The sequence below is a fragment of the Haloarcula laminariae genome (genome assembly GCF_025457605.1).
Taxonomy (GTDB): Archaea; Halobacteriota; Halobacteria; order Halobacteriales; family Haloarculaceae; genus Haloarcula; species Haloarcula laminariae.
Genome location: NZ_JAMZFY010000001.1, coordinates 97,234 through 122,275 on the forward strand (window position 1 = coordinate 97,234; position 25,042 = coordinate 122,275).

The 25,042-nt window shown below is 56.9% G+C and carries 26 protein-coding genes; 13 read left to right on the forward strand and 13 right to left on the reverse strand.

Annotated elements, in window-relative coordinates; all coding sequences use genetic code 11:
* Window positions 1–290: 290 nt before the first annotated feature.
* Together NJQ98_RS00450 and NJQ98_RS00455 are read right to left on the reverse strand one after the other, a co-directional pair.
* Complete coding sequence (locus NJQ98_RS00450) at window positions 291–1,349, reverse strand: hypothetical protein (protein ID WP_262174570.1); 1,059 nt, start codon at window positions 1,347–1,349, stop codon at window positions 291–293.
* A 269-nt stretch (window positions 1,350–1,618) separates the two neighbouring features.
* Window positions 1,619–2,071, reverse strand: a complete 453-nt coding sequence (locus tag NJQ98_RS00455; RefSeq protein WP_262174571.1) for a hypothetical protein — start codon at window positions 2,069–2,071, stop codon at window positions 1,619–1,621.
* 157 nt (window positions 2,072–2,228) lie between these two features.
* Here NJQ98_RS00455 and NJQ98_RS00460 point away from each other — a divergent pair, with 157 nt between their 5' ends.
* The 4 genes from NJQ98_RS00460 (at window position 2,229) to NJQ98_RS00475 (ending at window position 4,702) form a co-directional block, all read left to right on the forward strand.
* The gene (locus tag NJQ98_RS00460; RefSeq protein WP_262174573.1) at window positions 2,229–2,756 is read left to right on the forward strand and encodes a plastocyanin/azurin family copper-binding protein; all 528 of its coding nucleotides are present in this window, start codon (window positions 2,229–2,231) and stop codon (window positions 2,754–2,756) included.
* Between the two features lie 160 nt (window positions 2,757–2,916).
* The gene (locus NJQ98_RS00465; RefSeq protein ID WP_431357492.1) at window positions 2,917–3,900 is read left to right on the forward strand and encodes a transcription initiation factor IIB; all 984 of its coding nucleotides are present in this window, start codon (window positions 2,917–2,919) and stop codon (window positions 3,898–3,900) included.
* Between the two features lie 149 nt (window positions 3,901–4,049).
* On the forward strand, window positions 4,050–4,427 hold the full coding sequence (locus NJQ98_RS00470; protein ID WP_262174574.1) for a winged helix-turn-helix domain-containing protein: 378 nt from the start codon (window positions 4,050–4,052) through the stop codon (window positions 4,425–4,427).
* The gene (locus NJQ98_RS00475; protein WP_262174575.1) at window positions 4,424–4,702 is read left to right on the forward strand and encodes a DUF7521 family protein; all 279 of its coding nucleotides are present in this window, start codon (window positions 4,424–4,426) and stop codon (window positions 4,700–4,702) included. The genes NJQ98_RS00470 and NJQ98_RS00475 overlap by 4 nt, the downstream gene beginning before the upstream one ends.
* A 40-nt stretch (window positions 4,703–4,742) precedes the next feature.
* On the opposite strand, the gene NJQ98_RS00480 is transcribed toward NJQ98_RS00475, so the two are convergent.
* Window positions 4,743–5,348, reverse strand: a complete 606-nt coding sequence (locus NJQ98_RS00480) for a YbhB/YbcL family Raf kinase inhibitor-like protein (protein WP_262174576.1) — start codon at window positions 5,346–5,348, stop codon at window positions 4,743–4,745.
* Window positions 5,349–5,736: 388 nt separating this feature from the next.
* On the opposite strand from NJQ98_RS00480, the gene NJQ98_RS00485 reads away from it, so the two are divergent.
* The 5 genes from NJQ98_RS00485 to NJQ98_RS00505 all read left to right on the forward strand — a co-directional run bounded on the left by NJQ98_RS00485 (window position 5,737) and on the right by NJQ98_RS00505 (window position 10,430).
* Window positions 5,737–6,171, forward strand: a complete 435-nt coding sequence (locus NJQ98_RS00485) for a DUF7996 family protein (RefSeq protein ID WP_262174578.1) — start codon at window positions 5,737–5,739, stop codon at window positions 6,169–6,171.
* Window positions 6,172–6,675: 504 nt separating this feature from the next.
* Window positions 6,676–7,341: a metal-dependent transcriptional regulator gene (locus NJQ98_RS00490; protein ID WP_262174579.1), complete on the forward strand. Its 666-nt coding sequence runs from the start codon at window positions 6,676–6,678 to the stop codon at window positions 7,339–7,341.
* Between the two features lie 131 nt (window positions 7,342–7,472).
* Window positions 7,473–8,732, forward strand: a complete 1,260-nt coding sequence (locus NJQ98_RS00495; RefSeq protein WP_262174580.1) for a multicopper oxidase domain-containing protein — start codon at window positions 7,473–7,475, stop codon at window positions 8,730–8,732.
* A complete protein-coding gene (locus NJQ98_RS00500) occupies window positions 8,733–9,983 on the forward strand; it encodes a ZIP family metal transporter (protein WP_262174581.1) in 1,251 nt (416 codons plus the stop codon).
* A gap of 24 nt (window positions 9,984–10,007) precedes the next feature.
* The gene (locus NJQ98_RS00505; protein ID WP_262174582.1) at window positions 10,008–10,430 is read left to right on the forward strand and encodes a cupredoxin domain-containing protein; all 423 of its coding nucleotides are present in this window, start codon (window positions 10,008–10,010) and stop codon (window positions 10,428–10,430) included.
* Window positions 10,431–10,663: 233 nt separating this feature from the next.
* Here the strand turns inward: NJQ98_RS00505 and NJQ98_RS00510 are convergent, their stop codons facing one another.
* The 5 genes from NJQ98_RS00510 to NJQ98_RS00530 form a co-directional block, all read right to left on the reverse strand.
* Window positions 10,664–11,278, reverse strand: a complete 615-nt coding sequence (locus NJQ98_RS00510; protein ID WP_262174583.1) for a hypothetical protein — start codon at window positions 11,276–11,278, stop codon at window positions 10,664–10,666.
* 42 nt (window positions 11,279–11,320) lie between these two features.
* Window positions 11,321–11,689 carry an SHOCT domain-containing protein gene (locus tag NJQ98_RS00515; RefSeq protein ID WP_262174584.1) on the reverse strand — a complete coding sequence of 123 codons (369 nt, stop codon included), beginning with the start codon at window positions 11,687–11,689 and terminating at the stop codon, window positions 11,321–11,323.
* Between the two features lie 4 nt (window positions 11,690–11,693).
* On the reverse strand, window positions 11,694–12,095 hold the full coding sequence (locus NJQ98_RS00520) for a DUF302 domain-containing protein (protein WP_262174585.1): 402 nt from the start codon (window positions 12,093–12,095) through the stop codon (window positions 11,694–11,696).
* 91 nt (window positions 12,096–12,186) lie between these two features.
* Entirely contained in the window at window positions 12,187–12,543 is a 357-nt protein-coding gene (locus tag NJQ98_RS00525; RefSeq protein WP_262174586.1) for an SHOCT domain-containing protein, read from the reverse strand.
* A gap of 55 nt (window positions 12,544–12,598) precedes the next feature.
* A complete protein-coding gene (locus NJQ98_RS00530; RefSeq protein ID WP_262174587.1) occupies window positions 12,599–12,898 on the reverse strand; it encodes a hypothetical protein in 300 nt (99 codons plus the stop codon).
* A 309-nt stretch (window positions 12,899–13,207) separates the two neighbouring features.
* Between NJQ98_RS00530 and NJQ98_RS00535 the strand changes: the two genes are divergently transcribed.
* A complete protein-coding gene (locus tag NJQ98_RS00535) occupies window positions 13,208–13,429 on the forward strand; it encodes a hypothetical protein (protein WP_262174588.1) in 222 nt (73 codons plus the stop codon).
* 960 nt (window positions 13,430–14,389) lie between these two features.
* Here the strand turns inward: NJQ98_RS00535 and NJQ98_RS00540 are convergent.
* The 5 genes from NJQ98_RS00540 to NJQ98_RS00560 form a co-directional block, all read right to left on the reverse strand.
* Window positions 14,390–14,983 (reverse strand): helix-turn-helix transcriptional regulator, encoded by a 594-nt coding sequence (locus NJQ98_RS00540; RefSeq protein ID WP_262174589.1) that lies wholly within the window; start codon window positions 14,981–14,983, stop codon window positions 14,390–14,392.
* A 73-nt stretch (window positions 14,984–15,056) separates the two neighbouring features.
* Window positions 15,057–16,523 carry an amidohydrolase family protein gene (locus NJQ98_RS00545; RefSeq protein ID WP_262174590.1) on the reverse strand — a complete coding sequence of 489 codons (1,467 nt, stop codon included), beginning with the start codon at window positions 16,521–16,523 and terminating at the stop codon, window positions 15,057–15,059.
* A gap of 128 nt (window positions 16,524–16,651) precedes the next feature.
* Window positions 16,652–18,052, reverse strand: a complete 1,401-nt coding sequence (locus NJQ98_RS00550) for a permease (protein WP_262174591.1) — start codon at window positions 18,050–18,052, stop codon at window positions 16,652–16,654.
* 171 nt (window positions 18,053–18,223) lie between these two features.
* Window positions 18,224–20,827, reverse strand: coding sequence for a heavy metal translocating P-type ATPase (locus tag NJQ98_RS00555; RefSeq protein WP_262174592.1), 2,604 nt, complete (start codon window positions 20,825–20,827; stop codon window positions 18,224–18,226).
* Between the two features lie 104 nt (window positions 20,828–20,931).
* Window positions 20,932–21,531: a winged helix-turn-helix transcriptional regulator gene (locus tag NJQ98_RS00560; protein WP_262174593.1), complete on the reverse strand. Its 600-nt coding sequence runs from the start codon at window positions 21,529–21,531 to the stop codon at window positions 20,932–20,934.
* A 131-nt stretch (window positions 21,532–21,662) separates the two neighbouring features.
* Between NJQ98_RS00560 and NJQ98_RS00565 the strand changes: the two genes are divergently transcribed.
* The 3 genes from NJQ98_RS00565 to NJQ98_RS00575 all read left to right on the forward strand — a co-directional run bounded on the left by NJQ98_RS00565 (window position 21,663) and on the right by NJQ98_RS00575 (window position 24,984).
* The gene (locus NJQ98_RS00565; protein WP_262174595.1) at window positions 21,663–21,860 is read left to right on the forward strand and encodes a heavy-metal-associated domain-containing protein; all 198 of its coding nucleotides are present in this window, start codon (window positions 21,663–21,665) and stop codon (window positions 21,858–21,860) included.
* Between the two features lie 116 nt (window positions 21,861–21,976).
* Entirely contained in the window at window positions 21,977–24,307 is a 2,331-nt protein-coding gene (locus tag NJQ98_RS00570) for a copper-translocating P-type ATPase (RefSeq protein ID WP_431357493.1), read from the forward strand.
* Entirely contained in the window at window positions 24,307–24,984 is a 678-nt protein-coding gene (locus NJQ98_RS00575; RefSeq protein ID WP_262174596.1) for a methyltransferase domain-containing protein, read from the forward strand. The genes NJQ98_RS00570 and NJQ98_RS00575 overlap by 1 nt, the downstream gene beginning before the upstream one ends.
* Window positions 24,985–25,042: the final 58 nt, after the last annotated feature.

Below are 25,042 nucleotides of genomic sequence, written 5' to 3' on the forward strand. Positions count from 1 at the left end.
TGCAGGGTAATAGACGGTATCTGGTCGGTTCTCTACGAGTGGAGGGTCCCGCCAAGCGGATTGTGTTTCAAATCCAAGCCTGCTGAGACAGCCAGCCAGAGTCACAGATCCAACGAAGCTAGTACTCTGTGCGAGAAATCGGCGTCGCCTCATTGCCTATTGATACGGTCTCGTGCAGAATCATGCTTCTGGTTCAGTATTCAAACGGTCACGTCAGCGCCAACCAACCGGCATGTTTTGGAGCGGAAAGGTTCCTAGCTCGGAGTATATCGACAAACGGGCGACAATACTCAGTCAGATTGAAGGAACTCCTCCGCTCGGTCCGAACCCACTGCCGATTCGATAGAGTTGATGAGACTTCCGGTGAACAGCGCGATGGTCCCGACGATAAACAGTACGGTCAATGGTGAGGCCGGATCGACGAACACCCAGTACAGCGGCGCCGCCACCGAGGGACCAAGAGCCAAGAGACCGATTTTAGCGACGAGGGGTCCACAGCACCCACAGGTGCACGAACCGACAACAGTCGCAGTCCCTGTGGTTCCCTCAGTCAGTCCTGCATGTTCCTCTATGCGCCAATAGCGGGCAATAATCGCTGCGTTGAGGCCAATAAGCGAACTCAGAAGACCAACGATGATAACGAGTCCGGGTGAGAGCGCGAGGAAAAACGGAATGTGTGGACGAACGATTTCGAGCGTTGGCCACGAGACGAGTTGATATATTATAGGTAGCACGACTGTAGTGCTTTGATGTGGTAGCCCCTCTTCGGGAAACACCGACAGGTACCCCGTAATGAAGAGGAAGAAGAGGCCCGCAACGAGTCCAACCCCGAGACCGAACCGGCGGGCAACCGAATCGCGCAAAACATCTCGGATGACATGCGCCGCGTCTTTCTTCAGAATATAGCCGACAGCAATCGGCAGACTCAGGACGAGTACATAGCCGAGCGGGTGGGAATTGCTTGCAGGACCGGGAATGAGATACGGATAGATGACCCACAATCCCAACAGAAACCCGAGTCCTGTGTACCGAGGACGAGTGGGCCACCGAAACAATCCGGCCGCCAGACTCCCTATCATAATCGTAATCCCGGTAATGAACGCTATGAGAGGATACAGTGACCGTGAAAAGGGTATAGATGCGGCTACATACTGCGGGTCTGCCGACAGTCCATCAAATAGCACTGCTCCTGCTGTCGCCAAGACGAGACCGATGAAGACGGCAGCGAGGGCCACAGTGGGTCTCACCCGATTGCGCCGTTCAAACCCGACGGCACCACCGACAATAGCGACCCCTATGAGAGACAGCCCGATACCATGCATTTCTGTGAGACCGGCAGCTCCAGTCACACTGTGTGCTGATGCGGTCGGGACCTGTGACAGTGACACCAGCACTGAAAGAAGCACCGTCACACCCCGAATGCTATGAACCGTGGAACACGTGCGCTCCGGCGTCGAAGGTTTCGCCCGAGAGGACTGTATTCCTGCGTCCATTATACCCAAAACGAGGTCCGTGATTGATTTGTCACTACCGGTGCAGTGTTCCCGTGCTCTGTTCGTCTGGAGCCGTACCAACTTTTGCCAATCAGATATTTTGTCGGCTGAGTTGCTTCTGTTCTTCATTCTGAGTCGATGAACACGATGAATTGGATGTGTTTAAGAAACCAGGTCGGGAGCAGGGCTGCGCCCAACACAGAGAAGAGCGCACTTGCTGTGATACGCCAAACGACCTCTGCAACGATGGTTCCAAGCAGCAATACACCATTGAATCCGATGGCGTTGATTAGCAAATCGCCGCCGTGGTCGGGTCGAGGCCAATCTAGGACAGCGAATGGAACTCTGTTAGTCCGGCCGGATACGATAGCGAGCCCGAGACCTGCTATGCCGCACGAAAACCAGACGATAATCGATGGTGGGAACCCCAGTACTGCTGTTATGAAGAGGGACAAGAAGACTGAAGGACTGGCCGTAACAATGAGTTCAACGCCAGTGTAGGTTGCGCAATATGGCGCGTTAGTGTTGTTCAACCGAACCACGTTTATCTCAGATATCCTCCTAAATTTTTGACGCACACGGAGAAGCTTCCTGCGACAAGGTGAAACTTTGAGCTTTCATATTCTGATTGCGCTCCGGTAACGGCTAGATGAGTGGGGATAATCAATACACGGTGGTGTCCCACATTGTGGGACAGCGCATTTGATTTTTCCGATGATAATTCATAGGCACTGTATGAAACGTAGAGATATTCTCAAGACAGCAGGCGTACTCTCCACAGGCGGGGCAGTCGGTCTCGCTGGTTGTAGTAGTTCAGGAGATGGTGAGGGGAGCACTGATTCACCACCACCAAATACTGTTCTGATGATTACTGAGGGTGGAGATTATTATTTCGATCCGATAGGACAATTCGTCGAGACTGGCGAGACCATAACTTTTGAAATTCAAAGTGGCCGACACTCCGCGACTGCATACCATGAAGAAATTACTTCGGCATCAGTGACACGTATCCCAGAGGGCGCTAGTACGTTCAACAGCGGCACAATGAGCAATGCAGGTGCCACATACAAGCATACATTTGACACAGCTGGGACATATGATTACTTTTGTATACCCCATAAATCGGTTGGGATGGTCGGTCGGATCGTGGTTGGTGAGCCCGGCGGTCCGGCCGAAGGAAGTATGCCTCCCGATGGTTCTGTGCCAGAGGGGCAATCCATAGTCGACCAAGGCTCTATTTCGTATAACCAGTTTACCGAATGAAAACACCTCTACTTGCTCCTTCGTTTTTGAGCAAAATCGAGAAACAACTATACCTCGATATACATAAGCGAACGTCAGTATCCTATCAGGTGGGAAAGTACAATCAGGTCATTCCTATACGGTCGGTAAGAACAGTAGTGGCTCTCGGAGGTGACTCAAGTTGACGGATGATTTGCAAACACAAGACACAGACACTGCTGAGAGCAGTATCGAGGAATCTGACGATGTCAACACAACGCCCCCGTCCGACCTTTGTCCCGAGTGCAACGGTCAGATTGTACAAGATGAATCCCACGGTGAGAAAACATGCAATGCTTGTGGGTTAGTCTTGGACGACGAGATAGTTGACCGTGGACCAGAGTGGCGGACGTTCGAATCAGACGAACGGAATAAAAAGAGTCGAGTTGGTGCACCTACATCCGACTTAATGCACGACAAGGGCTTGAGCACGCTCATTGGGTGGCAAAATAAAGACGCCAACGGCGAAGTGATAGCGGCGAATAAACGTTCCCGGTTAAAACGACTGCGAACGTGGGACGAACGCTTTCGGACAAAAGACGCATCCGAACGAAACCTCAAGCAAGCCTTCGGTGAAATTAACAGAATGGCGTCGGCTTTAGGACTTACCGAGCCCGTGCGTGAGACTGGCGGTGTAATATATAAACGGGCAGTGGAAGAGGAGCTGCTACCAGGGCGGTCCATAGAGGGGATGACGACTGCATCGTTGTATGTCGCTGCCCGCCAGCATGGGGTACCGCGTCCGATGGGGGCGTTTGCAGACGTGAGCCGTGTCAAACAGATACGAATCGAACGAGCGTTTCGGTATCTATCACGGGAACTCAGTCTCCCAATTAAACCAGAGGAGCCAACAGAGTATATTCCGCAGTTTGCCTCCTCGCTCGAGGTGAGTGAAGAAGCAAAGCGAGTAGCCAATGAGATACTCGATGTCGCAGTTCAAAATGGCGTTCACAGCGGCAAGAGTCCAGACGGACTGGCCGCTGCATCACTCTATGCCGCGACGCATATCACGAACGAAAAGTTGACTCAGGAGGCGGTGAGTGAGGTTTCACACAAGTGTGTGACAACAATTCGCACTCGATACCAAGAGCTGCTTGAAGTTTATGCAGAGCATGAACACCTGTGACAGTCTATTTAGCACCTCGTCCAGCCGATGGGACACTGCTGAGATACTTCGAACAGAGACCTATCAATCATCACATTGGCAGGACAACTACCGACACCGGATACAAACAACTCATATGGCCCGATGCCACGATATACGACAGGACACTGATGGGAGATAATTCGGGGCCGTCAACAGACAAACCATCTTTTCAAGCGGTCTTTGAGGCGCTGGATGACCCCGACTGTCGTGCTATTCTCCGTGAAACCAGTAATACCATGACTGCAAACGAGCTCATCGACGCGTGTGATATTCCCAGATCGACCCTGTATCGGAAATTAGACCTTCTGAGTTCGGCATCGCTTATTTCTGAGCGGGACAAGATCAATCCGGGCGGTGGTCGTGTCACACTATACGAACGGGATTTCGATGACGTAACCATCTCAATGAGCGAGTCGGGAGAATTCTCGGTGACTGTCAAACGGAGTGAACAGACGACCGACGAACGGTTAGCTGACATTTGGTCGAAGATGGGAGACGAGATATGAATGGGGTACTGACTGCCATTGCGGTGGTGAAGTTGACTATTCTGCTCCTCGGGGGTGGAATTACATACATCGGGTTCAAGGCGTATCGACGAACAGGAGCACGTTCCCTCAGAGTGATGGGGGTCGGATTCGGTATTATTACACTTGGTGCACTGCTTTCTGGTATCGCTAATCAGATTTTCTCTGTCTCGCTCGAACTCGGTGTCTTGGCAAACAGTGTCTTCGTGGCGGTTGGACTAGCAGTTATTATGTATTCACTGTACATTCAAGAGTGACGGTTAAGCGAGCCACCCTTTGCCCTATGAACGGGACCTATTATCCAGTTCTACTGTCTTCCTGATCCGTTACACGTTCGGCTGTGGTTGCAGAACGCTGCAGTGTCACAGTGAATCGACGACTTGCGAGTGCAGCACTTCCAATGGCTTCGACAGAATCATCGTGCTTTGTGCCCGCTTCAAGATCCAGCATTTCACCGAGCGCATACACTTGAAAGCGATGTTCATAGGACTGTCCAGGCGGTGTACACGGTGGTTTATATCCAACTTCACCACCGCGCTGTCGACCCTGACGGGCGCCCCCAAGATTCGCCACAGTCGGAGTACGTGGGATACCGCTTGGAATATCAGTCGTTTCAGGTGGCACATTCCAGATGGACCAAAAAACCGGCTCATTGAGCGGTCCTCGGTCGTATTCACTGACGATAGCCAGTGACGCTGTTGGTCCTGGCGTTTGTTCGATACGGAAGGGAGGGGAGTCGCCCGCTCCATCACAGGTGAATCGAGTCGGAAGCGATCCACCTGATTGTAGAGCCGAGCTTGTGACAACTAAGGACGGCTTCCCTCCCTCGCTTCGACTCGTACACCCCGCAAAGAGTGTCGAGAGCGAGCCACCAGCCGCCTGTAGAACACGACGCCTGTTCATATTTTAATTGTTGTTAGTCCTAAGTGAGGAAGTGGTGTTTCAGGGACATCCAGAGGCTGGTCAGTGTATAAAATACCATATCGGTGTGGATGCACGACGACATATTCCTTCTGTGGTTTCATACACCGCATGCGGCTTCCCACCCAATGAGAGGCCGCGCTACATCTATATGTCTCCTGTAGAATACCGCAAATACAATGGCCAATGGGAGAGGACCCACAACTAAGTTATCCGGTGGTAACACCGCCAGATTCAGACTTATAAGTCAAGGAATTGATATTCGGCACAGAAGACTACATAATTCTGTCTTTGTGACCGCTAATTTGAATTGTCATCAGTGAGAGTATCTCGAAAAATGAACTCCCCACTTGCTTTATCGGCTTAATTTATGAAAAAAGGACAAGAGAACCCTCGTACGCAAGGACAAAACGACCGAAAATCAGGGATTACTTACACACCGTTAGCGATCTTCCTCGCAGCCAGCTTCATTGCTGGAACTGGTATATTAATATATATACTTGAACAAAATGGCCAGCCCATCGCTTCTGACCTCATCTGGGTTGTTGGCTATGGCACGACAGTTTGTATTCTCTGGTTCATATGGCTTCAACCACTTGAGTTCAGAGGGCCATCTGGCCAACAAGAGCGTGCTGACGATGTTCAGGGACAAAGTGGAGATGGGTTACAAAACCACAATCAAATTCAGTGGGAGATCTCCGGGTGGTCGGAGTCACCAATGACTCTTGACGATGATTCTGACGCACAAGAGAAAGATACACCCACTACTGATTCAGCTACTACTCAAGAAGAGAAAGAAGACTAGCTTTCCCCTGCGGTCAGTGATATGTATTGAGATTGGGTTTCAGGCCACCTACCCCCGGATACCACTATTCATTTTTTCCGCAGAACATATCGGACTTTCCCGACGAGTCTGAACTCTTGCCCCGTTCATTGGTAAAAGTGGTTCACAGGCTACTGACCGAAACCCATATACTAGTGCAGGCTTCCGCCGTGGACTGATAGATATGAACGATAGACCGTCTGGAGTGAGAATCTAGCAAACTTCGATTGAAGGCCCACTACGTACATGGGACGAACTGCAAATGGAAATCGTGGGTGTATCCCGGAAGCCGAATTGTCTGGTTCCTCTACGCAAGTGTCGCTCTCAACGAACTTCGACAAGACTTGTCGTCCAAGTGTACACGCTTCGTCACAAATTCGACTCACGGATGAAGAGTACGAACAGCGGAAGAATGCTCTCGAACGAGATATATAAGTGGATTGGACGTGACAAATTATAAATTTGCTCGTGTCTAATCCATTTCCAATGTTGAGCGCGATCATGGAAGATTATCTCAAAGCGATCTATTATCTGCAGAGCAAAACCGCTGAGCGGGTACGGACGTCGGATCTTGCGGAGTATATGGGCGTAGAACAATCGTCGGTTACCAGTATGATGAAAAAATTGGCGGAGCGTGATCTCGTGCAGTACGAACCCTATCAGGGAGTCAGAGTCACCGAAAATGGAGTTCCTATTGCTCTCGAAATCATTCGCCATCACCGGCTGTTGGAACGATATCTGACGGACCACCTCGAATATGATTGGACGGAGGTACACGACGAAGCAGATCGCCTCGAACACCATATCAGCAGTCAGTTCGCCGACCGGATTGCAGAGCAACTGGGGGATCCCACAGTTGACCCACACGGCGACCCGATTCCCACCGCGGATCTGGATGTTTCGGGAGAGAAAAATGGTGACACGCTTGCTGATCATCAGGTAGGTGACCGCGTTCAAATCGAACGGGTCCCGGACAGAGATCCGGATTTACTACGATACTTGTCTGAACACGGGATTCAACCAGGAACGGTAGTGGAAGTTGTCGAAACTACATCATTTGGAATGGTCACGGTTGATCCAGAGAGTAGGGACGAACCTGTTTCACTACCCGAAGAAGTGGTACGTTCTGTATCGACCCGGTCCCTCACGTAGAGTGCGAATCAATCGCCCACTATTGGCTTTTTAGTTTAGACTCACTCAAAGTTTAGATGGGTCTAATTTATATGTTGGGTAGGTCAACTACCGCATATGAGTATCCGAAGGCTCACGCAGCGGAGGAGATCATGCCATCGATAGATTACGACAGTGCAGCGGACGTCACAGAACGGCTCGAACAGCGACTGGTGGACTCACTCACCGGTGGAGCGAGCGTCAGTCGTCGTACAGTACTTGGCAGTCTCGGTGTTGCCGGGAGTGCTGCAATCGGACTCGGCAGTACGCGAGCAGGTGCTTCGACCGACCACGAGGACGAAGACGCACACGGTAACTTCGGTGCGGTGGGCGAATACCAAGATCTGGATTTCGATCCACACGAGTTCCTCACCGCATTCAACACCGGAGACAGCGGGCAGGACAACGTTCCCCAGCAGGTCTACGAGGAGGGTGGCCGAACCGTTCGGGAGTTCGAATTCACTGCCGTCGATACAACGATTACCATCGCCCCTAGTGTTGAGTTCCAAGCGTGGGCATACAATGGCCAAGTGCCGGGCCCGACGATCCGCGCCGTCGAGGGCGACTTGATTCGCGTCAGATTCACGAACTTGGGGCGGCACGCGCACACGATTCATCCGCACCTGAAGAATCTCAACCCGCGAATGGATGGAATCCCCCAGAACGGACCGGGCGTCCTCGATACGGGAGAGTCCTTCACCTACGAGTGGATCGCCCAGCCCGCCGGCACGCACTTCTATCACTGCCATTCGCTCCCGCTGAAAGAACACATCCACCGGGGACTCTACGGGACGATCATCGTCGATCCGGACCCCGAACGGGTCAGGGAGAACCCACGCGACTACGTCAACTACCCCGGCCCGATCACCGACGACCTCCGGACGCAGCTCGTCGAAGAGGCGAAGAGTCGGAACCACGAGTACGCCGAAAACGACGCCGTCAACGAGATGGTGATGGTGATGAACTCGTTCGACACCAACTTCGACGGCGGCAACGAGGTCTACGCGGTGAACACGCGGGCATTCGCGTACGGGGTCGGTAGCACCGACGGCAACGGCAACTGGACGGCGGGCGAGACGAAACGTCCCATCCAGATTGACAAGAACGAACGCCAGCGCGTGTATCTCGCCAACGCCACGGAGTTCGACCTCATCAATTCGTTCCACACGCACTCGCAGTTCTTCGACTACTACGACCATGGGACCATGCTGACGCCGACGCGCAAGACCGTGGACACGATCATGCAGACACAGGCCCAGCGTGGGATCATCGAGATCGACTACTCGGACCACGACCCCGGTCTGTACATGTTCCACGCCCACCAGTCGGAATTCGCGGAACTCGGCTGGATGAGTTTCTTCGAGGCGGTTTAAATGACGGATACCCCACATGATACGACGACGGACGGCGGTGTAACGACTGACGAAGAGATCGCACAGCCCCTCGGCCTCCCGCGATGGGTTTTCGCGTTGCTCCCGATCGTGTTGCTCGTGTTAGTCTTGGGGGTGTACGCGTTCACGTCACCGCTTGCCGGTGTTCAAAGCGGTGAACCCCTCCCCGACGTGACGGTCACGCACACGACGCTGCCAAGCGACGAAACGGTCGTCCTGCACGTGACGAATAACGGGCCCGAATCCGTGACGATATCACAGGTCCTCGTCGATGAGGCTTACTGGAATTTCCGGGTCGAAGGAGCTGGTGGCGACCAGACGCTCGCCCCAATGGAAAGCGCACAGATCGTGGTCCCGTATCACTGGAATCCGGGGTGGGATCTCGAGGTCGCTCTCGTACTCTCTGACGGATCGACGTTCCATAACACGATCGTCGCACCGAGTCAGTCACCCGGATTTAGCCTCAGTCTGCTCGGGACGCTTGCAGTTATCGGGCTGTTCGTTGGGGTGATTCCGGTTGCACTCGGGATGCTGTGGTTCCCCTACATCAAGACGATGAGCGACCGATGGCTGCACGCCGTGCTCGTGTTCGCGGCCGGTGTCCTGGGATTCCTCGCGTTCGATGCCGGGTTCGAGGCGTTCGAACTCGCCGAGCGAATTCCCGGCGCCTACGAGGGCAACCTCTTGGTCGTCTTCGGAATCTTTGGCGCCCTCCTCCTGGTCCAAGCGATCAGTGCGTGGCGTGAGGGCCGTGTCGCCGCCGGTAATAGTCGGGCGAGCAGCGGTCTCTGGATCGCCTATCTGGTAGCGGTGGGGATCGGCCTGCACAACCTCGCGGAGGGACTTGCTATCGGGAGCTCATTTGCACTCGGACATGTGTCGCTCGGCGCGTTCCTCGTGATCGGGTTCATGCTCCATAACGTGACGGAAGGCCCGGCAGTCGTCGCGCCGGTCGCCCGCGGAGAACGCCCATCGCTCAAACACTTCGCCGCGCTCGGCGTCATCGCCGGCGCACCCGTCATCTTCGGTGGCTGGATCGGGAGTCTGGCGTACTCACCGACGATCGGTGCCTTCTTCCTCGCGATCGGCGTTGGTGCAATCCTCCAGGTCAACTGGGAGATCGCGCGAATGGTTCGGGACGCAGGCGGTCGCGTGGCCAGCGCCACGAATCTGCTCGCGTTCCTGCTCGGTCTCGGTGTCATGTATGTGACCGACCTCTTCGTGGTGCTCTAATAGGCACCGCCCGATCCTGGTACAATGTCACGTAAGCTCTACAATCGGCGAATAGTATTGCGACTCGGCGCTGCGACTCTGGCGACGCTCAGCACCGCTGGCTGTTTGAGCGGGGAGACATCGTCGACCCAGACCGTCACGATGCCCGACAACCACATCTTCGAGCCGAAGACCGCAACGGTCGAGTCTGGGGAGACGGTAATGTGGACGAACGAGAGCAACATTCAGCACACGGTCACAGCGTATGAAGACGAGGTTCCAAACGAGGCCACGTACTTCGCCAGTGGCGGCTTCGGGTCAGAGCGTGCTGCGAGAAACCGGATCAGCGAGGGACTCATCGCTCCCGGCAAGTACTACGAGCACACGTTCAATCAACCTGGAACGTACAGATACTACTGTATCCCACATGAGAGCTCTGGGATGGTCGGGACAATTCAAGTGGGTTAATATTGCGACTGCAGGTTCAGAACCGAAGCATTACTCCGATGGATGAGCAATCCCACTCACGTCGGCGAGCGCTTCAGTCGCAACGTCTCCGAGTTCACCGGCCTCGATATGCGAGTAGTGGGCCTACAATCGAAAGTTGCTAGATATGAACGACAGATGGTCTGGAGTGAGAATCTAGCAGTTCACGGCTGGAGCTGCACTAGTGACACTCGTAGCTATCGCGGCGTAGTCGGTCACTCTTTGCCTATTTCTTGACGCATCTCACGTACCACCGCTGCGGTCCGGTTGTACTCGTAGACACCGACGCCCTCATTTCGGTACACCTGGGTGAACTGCTCGCTGGCCAGCAATGATTCGTGAAGCGCAGGTGAGATAGTCGCGCTGCTTCGGCCGGACATGAAGGCTCCGTACGGAACATAGAGATAATCCACTTCCGAAGCAAAGTCGTGCCTGACAAGTGTCGCGTTCATACAGGTAGCGTTCCAGCACTCCCTGAGTTGCTCTTGGGCCAACTCATGTCTCCGGAATGTCTCTTGGCCCAGCCACTCGGTGCCGTACTTTACAATTACCGGCGTGCGGTTCGTCAGATACGGAAACCACTCACCAGCCCCACCGACAACAGCGAACTGCGCGTCGGCAGCAGTCTCGCTCTTGGTCCACTCCATCGCCGACCGATCCTCGGCGTCAACGTATACCGGCAACGGGCTGTACGTGTTCGTCCCCGACGCAGCGACCGCATTCTGTCCAATAAATTCCAGTTCTGGTTCCGACACTCTGGAGGGATATAACACAATTACAGCGGTGGTTGACGCCACTGATACCGGGAATCTAACGAAGTAGGCCATCATCAGAGAATCCTGCTACAGTGCACAGAGAGATTTGCTGGCGGGCTAGTTCGACCCCTGGCGACTGAGTTTCGAACGACGCTCTTCGAATTCCTCTTCGGTGAGGTCGCCACGAGCGTAGGCTATCCGGAGTTCCCGGAGGGCAGGGTCAGTGGTGGTCAACGATTCAGTCCGACCGGCAAAGGCGCGATATAGGAGGTACCCAATCCCACCGAGAACGAGCACCCAGACGAGCATCATCCCGATGCCCCATAGTGGTGAGAAACCGCCGGCCATCCCGCCGTTCCACCACCAGCCCATCATCCCCATCATCGGCATCGCGAACACCATCATCAATACCGGCAACAGGACGATAACTGCAAGGACCAGCAAGACGGCGCGGAGCAGGCCATCAGAGGTGGGGTCGGCGGACATGCGACTATCGAGTCCCGTTGCCGACTGTCGATAACACCCGTTCAAATCGGTTGCGGACATCTGTGGCAATCGAGTCGAGTGCGTCGTTGTCCGCGATGCCGACAAGCTGTTGTGGGTCGACAGCGCTCACGGTAACATCGCCATCATCGGTTTCGTAGACGATGACGTTACATGGGAGGAGAGCCCCGAGTTCCCGCTCAGCGGTCAGCCCCTCGTGTGCGAGCGCTGGAGTACAGGCGCCGAGGATGCGGTACTGTTGAAAATCCTCACCGAGTTTCTCCTCAAACGTACTCCGGATGTCGATATCACAGAGGACACCAAATCCCTCGTCTTCGAGCGCATCAACGGCCAGCTCAACCACCTGGTCGAAGTCACCAGCCACTGACGTTTCCATCGTGTAGCTCATACGCCATGGTACAATTATTGGATATTTAATAGTAGTGTCCAGATGAAGCACGCGCGGGTACTGTGTCTGCGTTATCAGTAGGAAGCCCGTTTCACGCGGACCGTTCTAACTTTTCTCGCCGTCGTTCGAACTCCTCGTCCGAGAGCTCACCACGGGCGTAGCGTTCGCGTAGGACCTCCATCGAGTGCTCGCCACGCTCATCGTCTCGACGTGCCCAGAGCTTCCAGACGATATACAATGGGAGAGCGACCAGCATCGCCATCCAGAGGAGTCCCCAAAGCCCCATTGCGCCGCCAAAGAGGCCCCAGCCGCCCCCACCCATCATGCCGCCGCCATAGCTCCCGCCACCGTGGCCAGCCGCCGTTCCAGTCGTCGCGACCAGCAGCGGGATGGCGAGTATCGCGAGTCGACGAGCAGTTCGTCCGATGTAAGTGTTGAGTTGCGTCATTGTCTTGCATTGGTCGGTGTGGTGTTCGGTAGGAACGCTCGAAGCGGAGAACCCCTTAGCAGTGGCCTTGTCTGTACGTCCTGCTATCGTGGCGGTCGTCGTCAGCGTGGTCCTGGGTCATCTCGTCGACAGTCACACCCATGTTGGCCTCCATCCACTCGACGGTACCGGAACCCATGTGGCCAGTCATTTGGCCGTCCATCCAGGTCGCCCAGTCGTCGGTGGTCTCGTCGTACGGGGGCGCGTCATCTGCCGTCGTGTCGTTGCCGTGTGCGCTCCCCAGTCCCGGGGCCAGCGCGAGCCCGACGATTACTAGCGCCACGAGTAGCCAGCGGCCGATGGTGAAGTTGGTCATTGTCTTTCGCCTCAGGTAGTCGTAGGACCCTTCAGGGGTTATCACGATGGGTGTGAACCGGCACAGGAGACCGTTCGAGAAGGTATATAGAGTGTTCTAATCGTTTCTCAGAGATAGGACCGTTCATACGCACCGAATTCGGCTGTGTAGTGAATCCTGTTACGCTAGACGTGTCCGGAAGCATGCACCTGTATGCGATCACATCCGCAAGCTGGTGGTTCAATGACCAAGAAATCCGGTTAGCTATGTACTGAAGGGTGTCCCTCTCTCAGACGAACCGTTTTCAGTAGAAAGCCACTTCGCAAATGTATGTCAACGACCATCGAGACACCCGACGTGGACGAAGCATGTACGTACTGCGGATCACATATTTTCGACCATGAGCCCATCTGTGTCCGAGACTGCACCGATGACTGTGGGTCACCCGAGTACTTTTGTAATCACGCCTGTCTCTCCGCCTATATCGGCGATAACAAACTTGTGACGGGCGATGCATGTGAGTGGAACCCCGACGAAAGCAGCCGCAGCTAACCTCAGCGGTCAGGGGAAGGAGGTATTACCCGAGACGTTTCAGTTCAAGAGACTATCGTTATGATCACGGTCACGGAGGCCATACCAGACGGCTGGCACGCCTAGTGGCAGCGAAAGAACGCCGAACGGTATCGCGAGCAGCCAGTTCAACTGCCATTCTCGGCTGGCCGCGACCCACGTAATCAATCCCAGGCCAGCCGTGCCGAGGGCGAGGTTACTCCAGATACTTATCCCGGTCGCACAGTATGCCCAACACAGAGCAGTTGCGGCTGGTCCCAGCGGCGTCGGGGTGACGTTCGGGACATAGACAACTCGGCAGTACAACGACAGCACGAGCATGTACACGGCCGGAATAGCTAGAAGCCACCGCCGGCTCGCTGTCTTCGAGTCAGCCCACCGGTTGTAGCCTGCCAGCAGTGCTAGTGGAAAGGTAAACTCCAGCATCCACATCCCGATCATGTAGCTCGCGACAGAGTGGCCCCATCGTGGCTGGGACACAGGCAACGTTACCGGAAGGCCCCACCCTAGCAGGTCTTGCGTCGGCGATGGGTTCGTCAGAAAGGCCAATACCACCAGTCCAACGGCGACAATCGTCAGTTTTTCGCCGACAGTGGCAATTCGATTCAGCGGTTCCGGGAGTCGATGCGCATCAAGCGAACGGCTGCCAACGTGCATGTATGAGTCTATACGTTACCATATTTTTCCTCGATTTCGATTATTGTATATTTGAGCGGTATAGCGGTCCCTACGGCCGATTTCGTTCAATTCAGAGAGTGATCAGTTCGGAGGGTTTGGAATCACAACGGAGCCTTCTCCGAGAATTCGTTACCGAAACTAATTGAACTTAAAGACCCGACAACAGGTCGACGGGAATGGGCGGGCACATTTAGAGAAACGCGACATCGGAGGACGACGAGCGACAGCGCTGTAACGGTGGCCACCGACCGTTCGTATCCGTCGTTAGCCCGCTTGACTCTCCGCTAGCTCGTCACTCGGATAGACACGATACGTTCGCCCCTGCCGCTCGCGGTACAACAGACCACGCTTTTCCAGGGCACTGACCGTCTGGCTCACCTTGCTCTTCGAAAAGTCCGAACGGTCTCGCAAGTCAATTTGCGTAAGGCCGGGTGAGGACAGTACCGGTTCGAGAATTCGGCGCTCGTCTTCCGGCAGGAGATCTAACACACGAGCTTCTGATTGGGTATCTTGAGGTGTCTCGCTATCCGGTTGTTCCTCCGATGACGCAGCGCTCTCAGAGCTATCCGCACTCGCTGCTGTGGCCTGCGAACGGGTGCCTGCATCTGGGTTGGTAAACTCATCTCGAACTAAGAGATACCCGCCACCAACGACAGCGGAGAGAAAAAGCGTCCCGAAGACGTACCAGAGTGGGCTTGTTCCGTGAGTAGCACCCATCGACGACCCCATCTCCATCATCGAGCCCATCTGTTCGAAAGCCCGCTGTCGCTGGTATGCCTGCCAGCTGAGCGCTCCGCCAAAGAGAAAAATAGCCGCGATGAGGAGGCTGGCAGCCGTATCTGCACGCTGGCGATTCATCTCTCACACCTCCCTCTGGTGTGTCCCATGGTCATGTGTAAACGTCTGTGAGACGGCGGTGTACCAGTTTTGATTACCATTTGAACGTTTCCCGAACTGACTGAAACGCAAGCCGCGACAACAGCCTTGTCGGCCCCCGCTTCGGAACCTCCCGAAGGGTATCAATCGTCCCTGGCGGTTCAGCCCCACCAATGTCCAGCTCCCAGCCCGTCTCGTTTGCAAAGCGGTCGACAGCTTCCTCCGCCTGCCGTCGCACCTTGTCTACGTTCATCGTTACCGGGTTCCCGTCTCTTAGGACTACATCTCCGTCGACGATGACCGTCTCTACGTCGGCCGGGGCAGCGTTGTTCACAATGTGGGCGGGGATGTTGGTCAGGGGCGTGAATTTCGGTTTCTCCATATCCAAGAGAATCAGGTCAGCTCGTTTGCCGGATTCGACACTCCCGATTTCGTCACCAACACCGAGAGCCCGTGCTCCATCGACAGTGAGCATTCGGACGAGTTCCATCGAACTATACTGTCCCGCGGTCCGCTTGAGGTTGGCTGCGAGGCGAGCCTGTCGAGCTTCGCCGAACAGACTGTACGAATCGTGCCAGTAGTGGTCGTCAATTCCCAACCCGACATCGACGCCCGCCGCTCGCAACTCGGGGACTGGTGTCCACTGCATCTCCGCGTCGGGATTCCAGTACGAGAAGACAGAGGGACAGTGTGCGACAGACGCGCCCGTCGCGGCCGTTCGCTCGATATCAACCTCGTCAGCGACACGGAAATGTGCAGCCACGAGACGGTCGTTGAGGAGCCCAACATCGTCGAGCAACGCAAGAGAGTCTGTGGCGCCGTTAGCTCGTGCCATCGTGTTGCCCTCCTCAAGTTCAAGCAAATGTGTATGCACGAGTAGGTCGGGATACTTCGCAGTGAGGTCTGCTGTACGCTCCCAGAGCTCCCGTGTGCAGGACCAGTCGTCGTGCGGGCAGATAGTCGCTCGAATGCGACCGCCGTAGGTATCATGGTACTCCTCGATGAAACGGCGAGCGCGGTCGAACTGTTCGTCAACAGGCTCGTCCCAGAAGAGGTCCGTAATTACCGGGCCGAAGAACCCACGAAGCCCAGCCTCGCCAAACGCCTCTGCACCGGTATCGGGCTGAACGTCCATCGAGTTACTCGTCGTAACACCGGCAAGCGCGAAGTTCAGCGCAGCTAATTCGTATCCCGCATCGACGAGATAGTCGAACTCGTCGTCGGCTAGGCGACCAAAGATAGCGGTCATGCTTCCCATCATCTCCTGCAGGCTGAGGTCGCTGAACGCCCCGATCAGTGGCGTAAGTTCGAGATGGGTGTGGGCGTTGACGAGTCCCGGCATCACGAGCTTCCCATCGCCGTCGATGACTTCCGTGGCTGCCATGGCCGCATCGTTGTTTTTGGACTCATGGACGTCCACGATATGTCCGTCGTCGACAACGACCGTCCCACGCTCGTAGAGCCGGTTGCGATCGTCGACAGTCAAGACGAGTGCATCGTGGACGACCAAGTCAGCGGACACGCTCAGTCACCCCCGAAGTGAATTCGCTAGGGCATCGTGTCCCTGATAAGAGGGGGTGAACGCAGAACTCTAACAGGTGTGCCGATACGGAGTGCTGCCTCTCGTTGACCCGGTGTGACGAGATTCTGTTAGTGGTCATGGCTGCCGGCCCCACCTCCTTCAGAAACGTGTGGGTGTTTGTCTGAGAAATCAGTCGGATGTTCCTCGAAGGACTGCTTGCAGCGTTCCGAACAGAAGTAGTACGTCTCACCGTCGTGGGAGAGACTCGGCCCGCTGTCGTCAGTCCGCATCCCACAGACGGGGTCGCGGTACTGACCGGGCGCCCCAAGCCCTCGACGGTAGACGTAGAGTAGGAATCCTGAGAGGGCAAACGCGATGACGTTGAGGTAGAACGTGTAGTTAAGTTCGAAATACGTCTGCTCGGTCGCGGTCTCTCCGCCCGCGAGGTCTGGGACGATACCGAGCGCGTTGAACAGTTCCTCCATGAGAAAGCCCGTGAACGCCATCGTCACGAAGAACACGCCGAGGATGTACAGCATCACCTTCCAGCCGTAGTACTTCCGGTAGACGTTCAGTACAGGAATCGTGATGAGGTCGGCGTAGACGAAAGCGATGACGCCGGCGAAGCTGATACCCCCGCCCCAGAGGGCAACGGCAAATGGCACGTTGCCCATGCTCCCGACGAAGCTGATGACGGCGATAGCGACGCCCATAATAGCGTTCTCGGCGCTTACGAGGACACCCTCGCCCTGGAGGAACAGCTTGTTCCACACTGATTGTGGGACGAATACGATGACGAATCCCGAGATTAGGAAGCCTGCGACGACATCTTTCCATATCATCGACCACTCCTTGCGGTACTGATTGCCGACCTTGTACCAACCGCCCCACGACAGGAGTTCTTCGCGCCAGCCCCCGCTGCTGGCGGCTTCCTGCTCGTAGGTCTCCATACAACCTTCCGAGCAGAACTTCAACGTCTCGCCGCCATCGGTCACCAGTGAGAACTCGTCTTTACCCTCCATCCCACAGGTTGGGTCCTCGGTAATCCCGTGGTCGTGGTCACGGTCGTTGAGCTCCTGTCTGACTTCGTCGAAGAGATTCTCCGGTAGCGTTAGATGGACAAGGACTGCCATCACCCCGATGAGGATGACGCCACCCAGCAGCTCTGCAACCAGGAACTCCCACCCAAGCAGGATGAGAATCATCAACCCCAGTTCGACGATAAGGTTCGTTGAGGCGAACATGAAGGCGAGAACGTTCACCACGTGTGCCCCCTTCTTGAACAGTCCCTTCCCAATAGCAATCGCACCGAAGCTACACCCGCTACTTGCAGCGCCAAACAACGTCGCTTTCGTGACACCAACTATAGTTTCCTCGCCCAGTACTCTTGCCATACGTTCTTTCGAGACGTAGACCTGTACGAGACTCGTGATAATGAGCCCCATGATAATGGCCCAGGCCGCTGTCCAAAGGAAGCCGAACCCGATCCGTAAGGATTCGAAGGTTCCATCGACGATGGCACCTTGCATATCTAATACATCGGGGGTATGATTTTTTGCTGTTGTTCTTAACAAACCAAGATCGAAGCGGAGCGATTCCGAATATCCGAAAGCGAGACTGAGTTTCAGTCGTCAGTCCAGTCGACGCTACTATCCAGTCACAGCAGCGAAGTTGGGACCAAAAATCCAGATTCGTTCGGTCTATCGGAACCAGCCCAACAGTTCGTAGTCGTGGTCGGGGGTGTACCGGCGGAACAGCAGGCTGTTCGACAGCACCGACACGCTAGAGAAGGCCATTGCGCCGGCGGCGAGGACGGGCTGTAGCAGGCCGAGCGAGGCCAGTGGAATCATCGCCGTGTTGTAGCCCAGCGCCCACACGAGGTTCTGCTTGATCTTCATGAGCGTCGCGTCCGAGATGCGGATCGCTTTCACGACATCCACCGGATCGTCGCGCATCAGCGTGACATCCGCGGCTTCGATGGCGACGTCCGTCCCGCTACCGATAGCCGTGCCAACGTAGGCAACCGCGAGTGCCGGGGCATCGTTGACGCCGTCACCAACCATCATCGCCTTGCGCCCATCGTCTTGAATCGTCTCGACGGCATCGGACTTGTCTTCGGGCAGGACCTCAGCGCGGACGTTGTCCGGGTCGATGCCGACCTGCTGGGCGACCGCCCGAGCAGTACGCTCGTTGTCGCCGGTGATCATCATTACGTCGGCACCACGCTCCCGGAGCTGACTCACTGCGTCTTTCGCGCTCTCCTTGATGGTGTCGGCGTCAGCGACGACACCTGCGAGTTTACCCTCGTACGCGACGAGCATCGCCGTCTTTCCCTCCTTTTCCAGCCGTTCCATCGTCTCCTGGGCGGGCGAGGGGTCAATATCGTTGTCCCGCAGCAGTTTCCGGTTGCCGACCAGCACTTCACTGCCGTCGACTGTCGCTCGAATTCCGTGACCGGGGACGTTCTCAAAGTCCTCGGGGTCGGAGACATCGAGGGCGCGGTCTTTTGCGCCCTCGACAATAGCACGGGCCAGCGGGTGTTCGCTGCCACTCTCGGCGGTCGCCGCGAGTCGGAGTACGTCGTCCTCGCCGAGACGGTCACGCGCCGTCAGTTGCCCACCGTCGGCTGCAGCGCCACTACCGTCGGTGACTGGCTGGCCGTTGTCGAAGACGACGACGTCGGTCAGCTCCATTGCACCTTTCGTGAGTGTCCCGGTCTTGTCGAACACGACCGTGTCGACGTCCTTCGCGCGTTCGAGAATGTCGCCGCCCTTGAACAGGACACCGTTCTGAGCGCCGATAGTCGTCCCGACCATTGTGGCGGCGGGCGTCGCCAGCCCCAACGCGCAAGGACAGGCGATGAGCACCGCGGAGGCGAACACGACGACGGCAAACTCGAACACTGAGACGCCGCCTGCGGCGACGGGGCCGCCAGCGACGAGATCCCACAGCGGGAGCCAGTCGACGAAGCCGGCCAGCGCCTGGGGGAACAGGAACCAGACGGCCCCCCAGAGCACAGCGTTGGCGATGACCGCCGGCACGAAGTACGCCGAGATTCGGTCAGCGAGGTTCTGTATATCGGGCTGGCGGGACTGGGCCTCCTTGACCGTCTGGACGATCTGCTGGAGGGCAGTGTCTTTTCCGACCTTTGTCGCCTCGATAACGAGGACGCCGTTCTCGTTGATCGTCGAGCCGACAACCTCGTCGCCTTCGCCCTTCTCGACGGGAACGGACTCGCCCGTAACCATCGATTCGTCGACCGCGCTCTGTCCGTCAACGACGACCCCATCAGTGGGAATCTGCTCGCCGGGGCGAACCTTCATCCCGTCACCGACCTCGACATCTTCGAGCGGAATCTCCTCCTCATTCCCGTCCTCGTCGAGGATGGTAGCCGTGTCAGCCTCCATCTCCAGCAGCTTACGTAGCGCCTCGCCGGCCTGGCCCTTCGAGCGGGCTTCGAGGTAGTTCCCGAGCGTGATGAACACGAGGATAAGCGCTGCCGTGTCGAAGTACATCCCACCGGCGATGGCACCGAGTAGGACAGCAACGGAGTAGACGTATGCCGTGGTCGAACCCAAGGCGATGAGCACGTCCATATTGGCGCGCCCGTTCTTGACCAAGGCCTTGTAGGAGTTCTTGTAGAAGGGCCAACCCAGCACAAGCTGGACGGGCGTCGCCAGCAGGAACTCCACCCAGCCGAACTCGACACCGAGAACCGTCTCCGGTAGGACGCCACCGCCCAGCAGGAACTTCTCGGCGAGGAAAAACAGCATGGGCGCCGACAGCGCTGCACCGAACAGGGTCAGCCTGAACTGCCGCCGAATCTCTTCCTGTCGGGCGGCCTCCCGCGCGTCGCCGCCCGACTCGTCCTCGCTGGCCCCGTCTTCCCGGACGGGTGCGTAGCCGGCGTCCTCGATAGCGTCGTAGAAGTCCCCGTGGCCCGCTTCTGCTGGGTTGTACCGGACCTGTGCCTCGTCGGTCGCGTAGTTGACATCGGCTTCGATGACACCCGGCGTCCGTTCGAGTGCGTCTTGCACCGTCTCCGAGCAGTTCGCACACGACATGTCGGTGATGCCGATTGTCGCCGAGTCAGACACGGGCGAGTAGCCCGCGTCCTCGATGGCGTCGTATATCCGCCCGAGTGTGACTTCCTCGGGATCGTACTCGACACTCCCTTCGTCGGTAGCGAAGTTGATGTTCGCCGTCCGTACGCCGTTTAGCGACTCGACTGCGTCGGAGATGGTTTGCGAGCAGTTCGCGCAACTCATCCCCTGAATATCGATGTGGGTCGTTCGCTCACTCATCATCTGTACAAAGGGGTTCCTTATTCAATCGGATTTCTCTTTCAGAACCACAGCTTTCCGTCTCCAAAATTTTTGATTGTAAGACGAACGTGAGGCACACCTTCTCAATCTGCATCCTCTCGGAGCTGTTCATATTTCTCCTCGAAGCGACTCTCACAGGAGGGGCAACAGAACTGATACAGCGACCCGTCGATTCGGGTCGCCGTTCCCTCGCTGTCGACCGTATTGCCACACTGGGCACAGGTGAGAGCGAACTCCGTTCCACCGAGGTCCGGTGACCAGTCCGCACCCGCGAGAAGTTCCACATCGAAGTCCGCGACAGCATCGTCCTCGACGTGGTCTGCGAGCCAACTCGCGATGTCGTTGTCAGGGACTCTAGCGAAGACGACTACGTCCGCTTCAGCCGTGACAAACACATGCTCGACGACGCCCGATTGCAGGAGCGTTCCTTTGACAGACTCGACCGACGGCCCCGACGGAGCGATATCGAGTGTCAGCAACACCGGGATGCCCTTCCGAAGTTGCGAGCGGTCCACATCAAGCGTGAACCGCCGGATAACGCCCATCTCCTGTAATCGTTCGACTCTATCCGATACCGCTGGTGCCGACAGCCCGACCACGTCTGCAATGTCACTGTACGGTCGCCGGGCGTTGGCCAGCAGGAGTTGCAAGATTTCGAGGTCGGTCTCATCGAGTTCGCGCATACAGAAACAATAATCGCATACAGACTAAAGTACCACGACAAGATTGGTTTCGGTTCGAAATATTCACCGTCGTTTTGCACTAGTTCCAAAGGAGAAACCCCCATAAAAGGAGAGGGCGTATATCCTCATGTATGACGACAACCATCACCGTCGAGGGGATGACCTGCGGCCACTGTGAACAGACAGTCGAAGAAGCGCTCGAAGCAGTATCAGGCGTTAACGACGCCACGGCCGACCGGGAAGTTGAGCAGGCCGACGTCGAGGGCGACGTCGAGGTTCAGGCCCTCGTGGATGCCGTCGAAGACGCCGGCTACACCGCCCACGCCTGAAGGGGCGTCACACTGACCACCAAACCCGTCACTCTCGTTCGAGTCGTCCCGTTGGCTTTCCCCGGTAGGGTCTGCGTGTGGGCACTACAGTGGGTGACGGTACCATTAGACAAGCAATGACTGACCATACAGACCACGACCCACCGGAGGAACAGTCGCCGGACCGCTCATCTACAGCGCAGTCCGAGGACTCGGTTGCCTGTTGTCGCATCTGTCAACTCCAGGCAGCCAGCGACGGCGACTGGACGGGCCAGAACCCGCAAGAACGCACGGCAGACGCGTCCGAGAAACAGGTACCAACAGAGGCTAAAGAGCATCAGCACGATCACTCGACCCACGCCGACAGTCAAGAGCGGGATACGCACCGGGCCGAACAGGAGATACACGAGCGAACGGAACACGGCGAGAGCCACGAGCAACACAAACACGACGGCCACGAGGAACATGGTGGCCACGGTGAGCAGGACGGGCACGCCGGGATGCACACCGGCCACGAACAGATGTTCCGCCGGCGGTTCTTCGTCTCGACGGCGCTGTCTTTTCCGGTACTCCTGTATAGTCCGTTCATTCAGGGCGCGCTCGGATTCTCCGCGCCGGCGTTCCCAGGGAGCGCTTGGGTAACACCCGTCTTCGCGGTGATCGTCTTCGCCTACGGTGGGATTCCGTTCCTGCAGATGGCCAGTCCCGAACTGAAAGACCGGTCGCCGGGGATGATGACGCTCATCTCAATGGCGATCACTGTGGCGTTCGTCTATTCTGTCGCGAGCCTGTTCCTGCCGGGTACGACACCCTTTTTCTGGGAACTGGTCACGCTGATCGACATCATGCTGCTCGGTCACTGGATAGAGATGCGGTCGGTCCGAGCGGCCTCTGGTGCGCTGGACGAACTGGCGAAGCTCATGCCCGACACGGCCGAGCGCGTTACCGAGAGCGGCGACACCGAGGAGGTGCCCGTCTCTGAACTCGAAGAGGGAGATGTCCTGCTCGTTCGTCCTGGGGCGAGCGTCCCCGCCGATGGCGAAGTCGTCGAGGGGAACTCTTCAGTCGACGAGTCGATGATTACGGGCGAGTCGCTCCCAGTCGATAAGGAGCCGGGCGTAGAGGTCGTCGCTGGCACCGTCAACCAGGACGGTAGTCTGCGAGTCCGTGTGACGAAGACCGGCGACGAGACGGCGCTCGCTGGCATCATGCGGCTCGTCGAGGACGCCCAGCAGTCGAAGTCGAAGACACAGCTGCTTGCCGACCGGGCGTCAGGCTGGCTGTTCTACGGCGCCCTCGGTGTCGCGACCATCACAGCCATCGCGTGGGTCCTCGCGGTGGGGCTGAACATCGCCGTCCTTGAACGCGTTGTGACCGTCCTCGTCATCGCCTGTCCTCACGCACTCGGCCTTGCCGTCCCGCTCGTTGTCGCCATCAACACGTCGACGGCCGCCCAAAATGGGATCCTCATCCGCGACCGTATCGCCATGGAGGAAGCCCGGAATCTAGATACGGTGATGTTCGACAAGACCGGGACACTCACCAAAGGGGAACAGGGTGTCGTTAGCGTCGAGACGGCGGACGGCTGGTCCGAGGAGGAAGCGTTCGAGGTGGCCGCTGGCGTCGAAGGTGACTCCGAACACATGATTGCCCGCGCGATTCGGACTGCCGCCAAGGAACGCGGCGTTCAGCGGGCGAGCGTCTCGAACTTCCAGAACCTTCGTGGGCTCGGGGTCAAAGCTACAGCTGGCGGCGAGACAGTCCACCTTGGCGGTCCGAATCTCCTCGAAAAGCTCGGCATCGAACTCCAGGCAGAGATTACGTCGTTCGCCGAGGAAGCCGGCTCGAACGCCCAGACGGTCATCTATCTCGTGCAGGACGAGTCCAACGTCGTCGCGGCGTTCGCGCTGGCGGACGTCATCCGCGAGGAGAGCAGACAGACCATCGACGCCCTCCACGCGATGGACATCGAGGTGGCGATGTTGACCGGTGACTCCGAAGACGTCGCGAGGGCCGTCTCCGAAGAACTGGGTATCGACCAGTACTTCGCCGAAGTGCTCCCCGAGGAGAAGGACACGAAAGTCGAACAGCTCCAGTCCGAGGGGAAACTGGTCGCGATGGTCGGCGACGGCGTCAACGACGCGCCAGCGCTGACGAGAGCAGACGTCGGGATTGCGATTGGCTCGGGTACCGACGTGGCAATCGAGTCGGGCGACATCATCCTCGTTGAGAACAACCCCAGTGACGTGGTTCGACTCATCAAGCTCTCGAAGGCGAGCTACCGGAAGATGCAGGAGAACCTCGTCTGGGCGACCGGATACAACGTGTTCGCACTTCCCCTCGCGGCTGGCGTCCTCGCACCGATTGGGATTCTTCTCTCGCCGGCCATCGGCGCGGTGTTCATGTCGCTGTCGACGGTCATCGTTGCTATCAACGCCCGCAGACTCCGTGGGGTCGACCTCTCGTGATGGATGCGTTTCGCCAATGGGCTTTCGACCGTCGCGACCACGCACATAGCCAGCGCGTCTACGACTGGTGGAGCCGACACGACCGTGTGTACGCCGGCTTCGTCACAGCCTTTCTATTGGGTCGGACAGGTGAATTTCGGGACCGGACGGTGGCCGCCCTCTCGCTGGAGCGAGGTGATACCGTCCTCGATGTCGGCTGTGGGCCAGGGCCCAACTTCGAGCGCCTTGCTGGCGCTGTCGGTCCGACTGGCACTATCGTCGGCGTCGACGCGAGCCCCGGCATGGTCAAGCGGGCGAGAGAACGCGGCGAGGAACTCGACTGTGAAACTGAAGTGCTTCGAGCCGACGCCGGACGATTACCAGTAGCGAACGAACGCTTCGACGGGGTGTGTGCGACACTTTCTCTGAGTGCAATGGGCGATGTTGGGACAGTCGTAGAAGAGATATCTGACGTTCTGCGGCCCGGTGGACGAATCGCGGTGCTCGACGCGCAATCCTTCCAGACTGCACCGCTTCGCTGGCTCAATCCGCTCATCGAAGGCGTCTCAGCTTACATGACCAACTGGTATCCCGACGCCCCCATCATCAAATCGGTCGAAGAGACGTTCACATCGATTTCCATAGAGACATTTCACGGTGAGACGGTCTATGTCGTAACTGCGGTTGAGGGAAGGTGACACGTGCTGGTCCGTTGGAATATGTTCCAATAGCTCAGGCTGATTGTTGTCAATATCG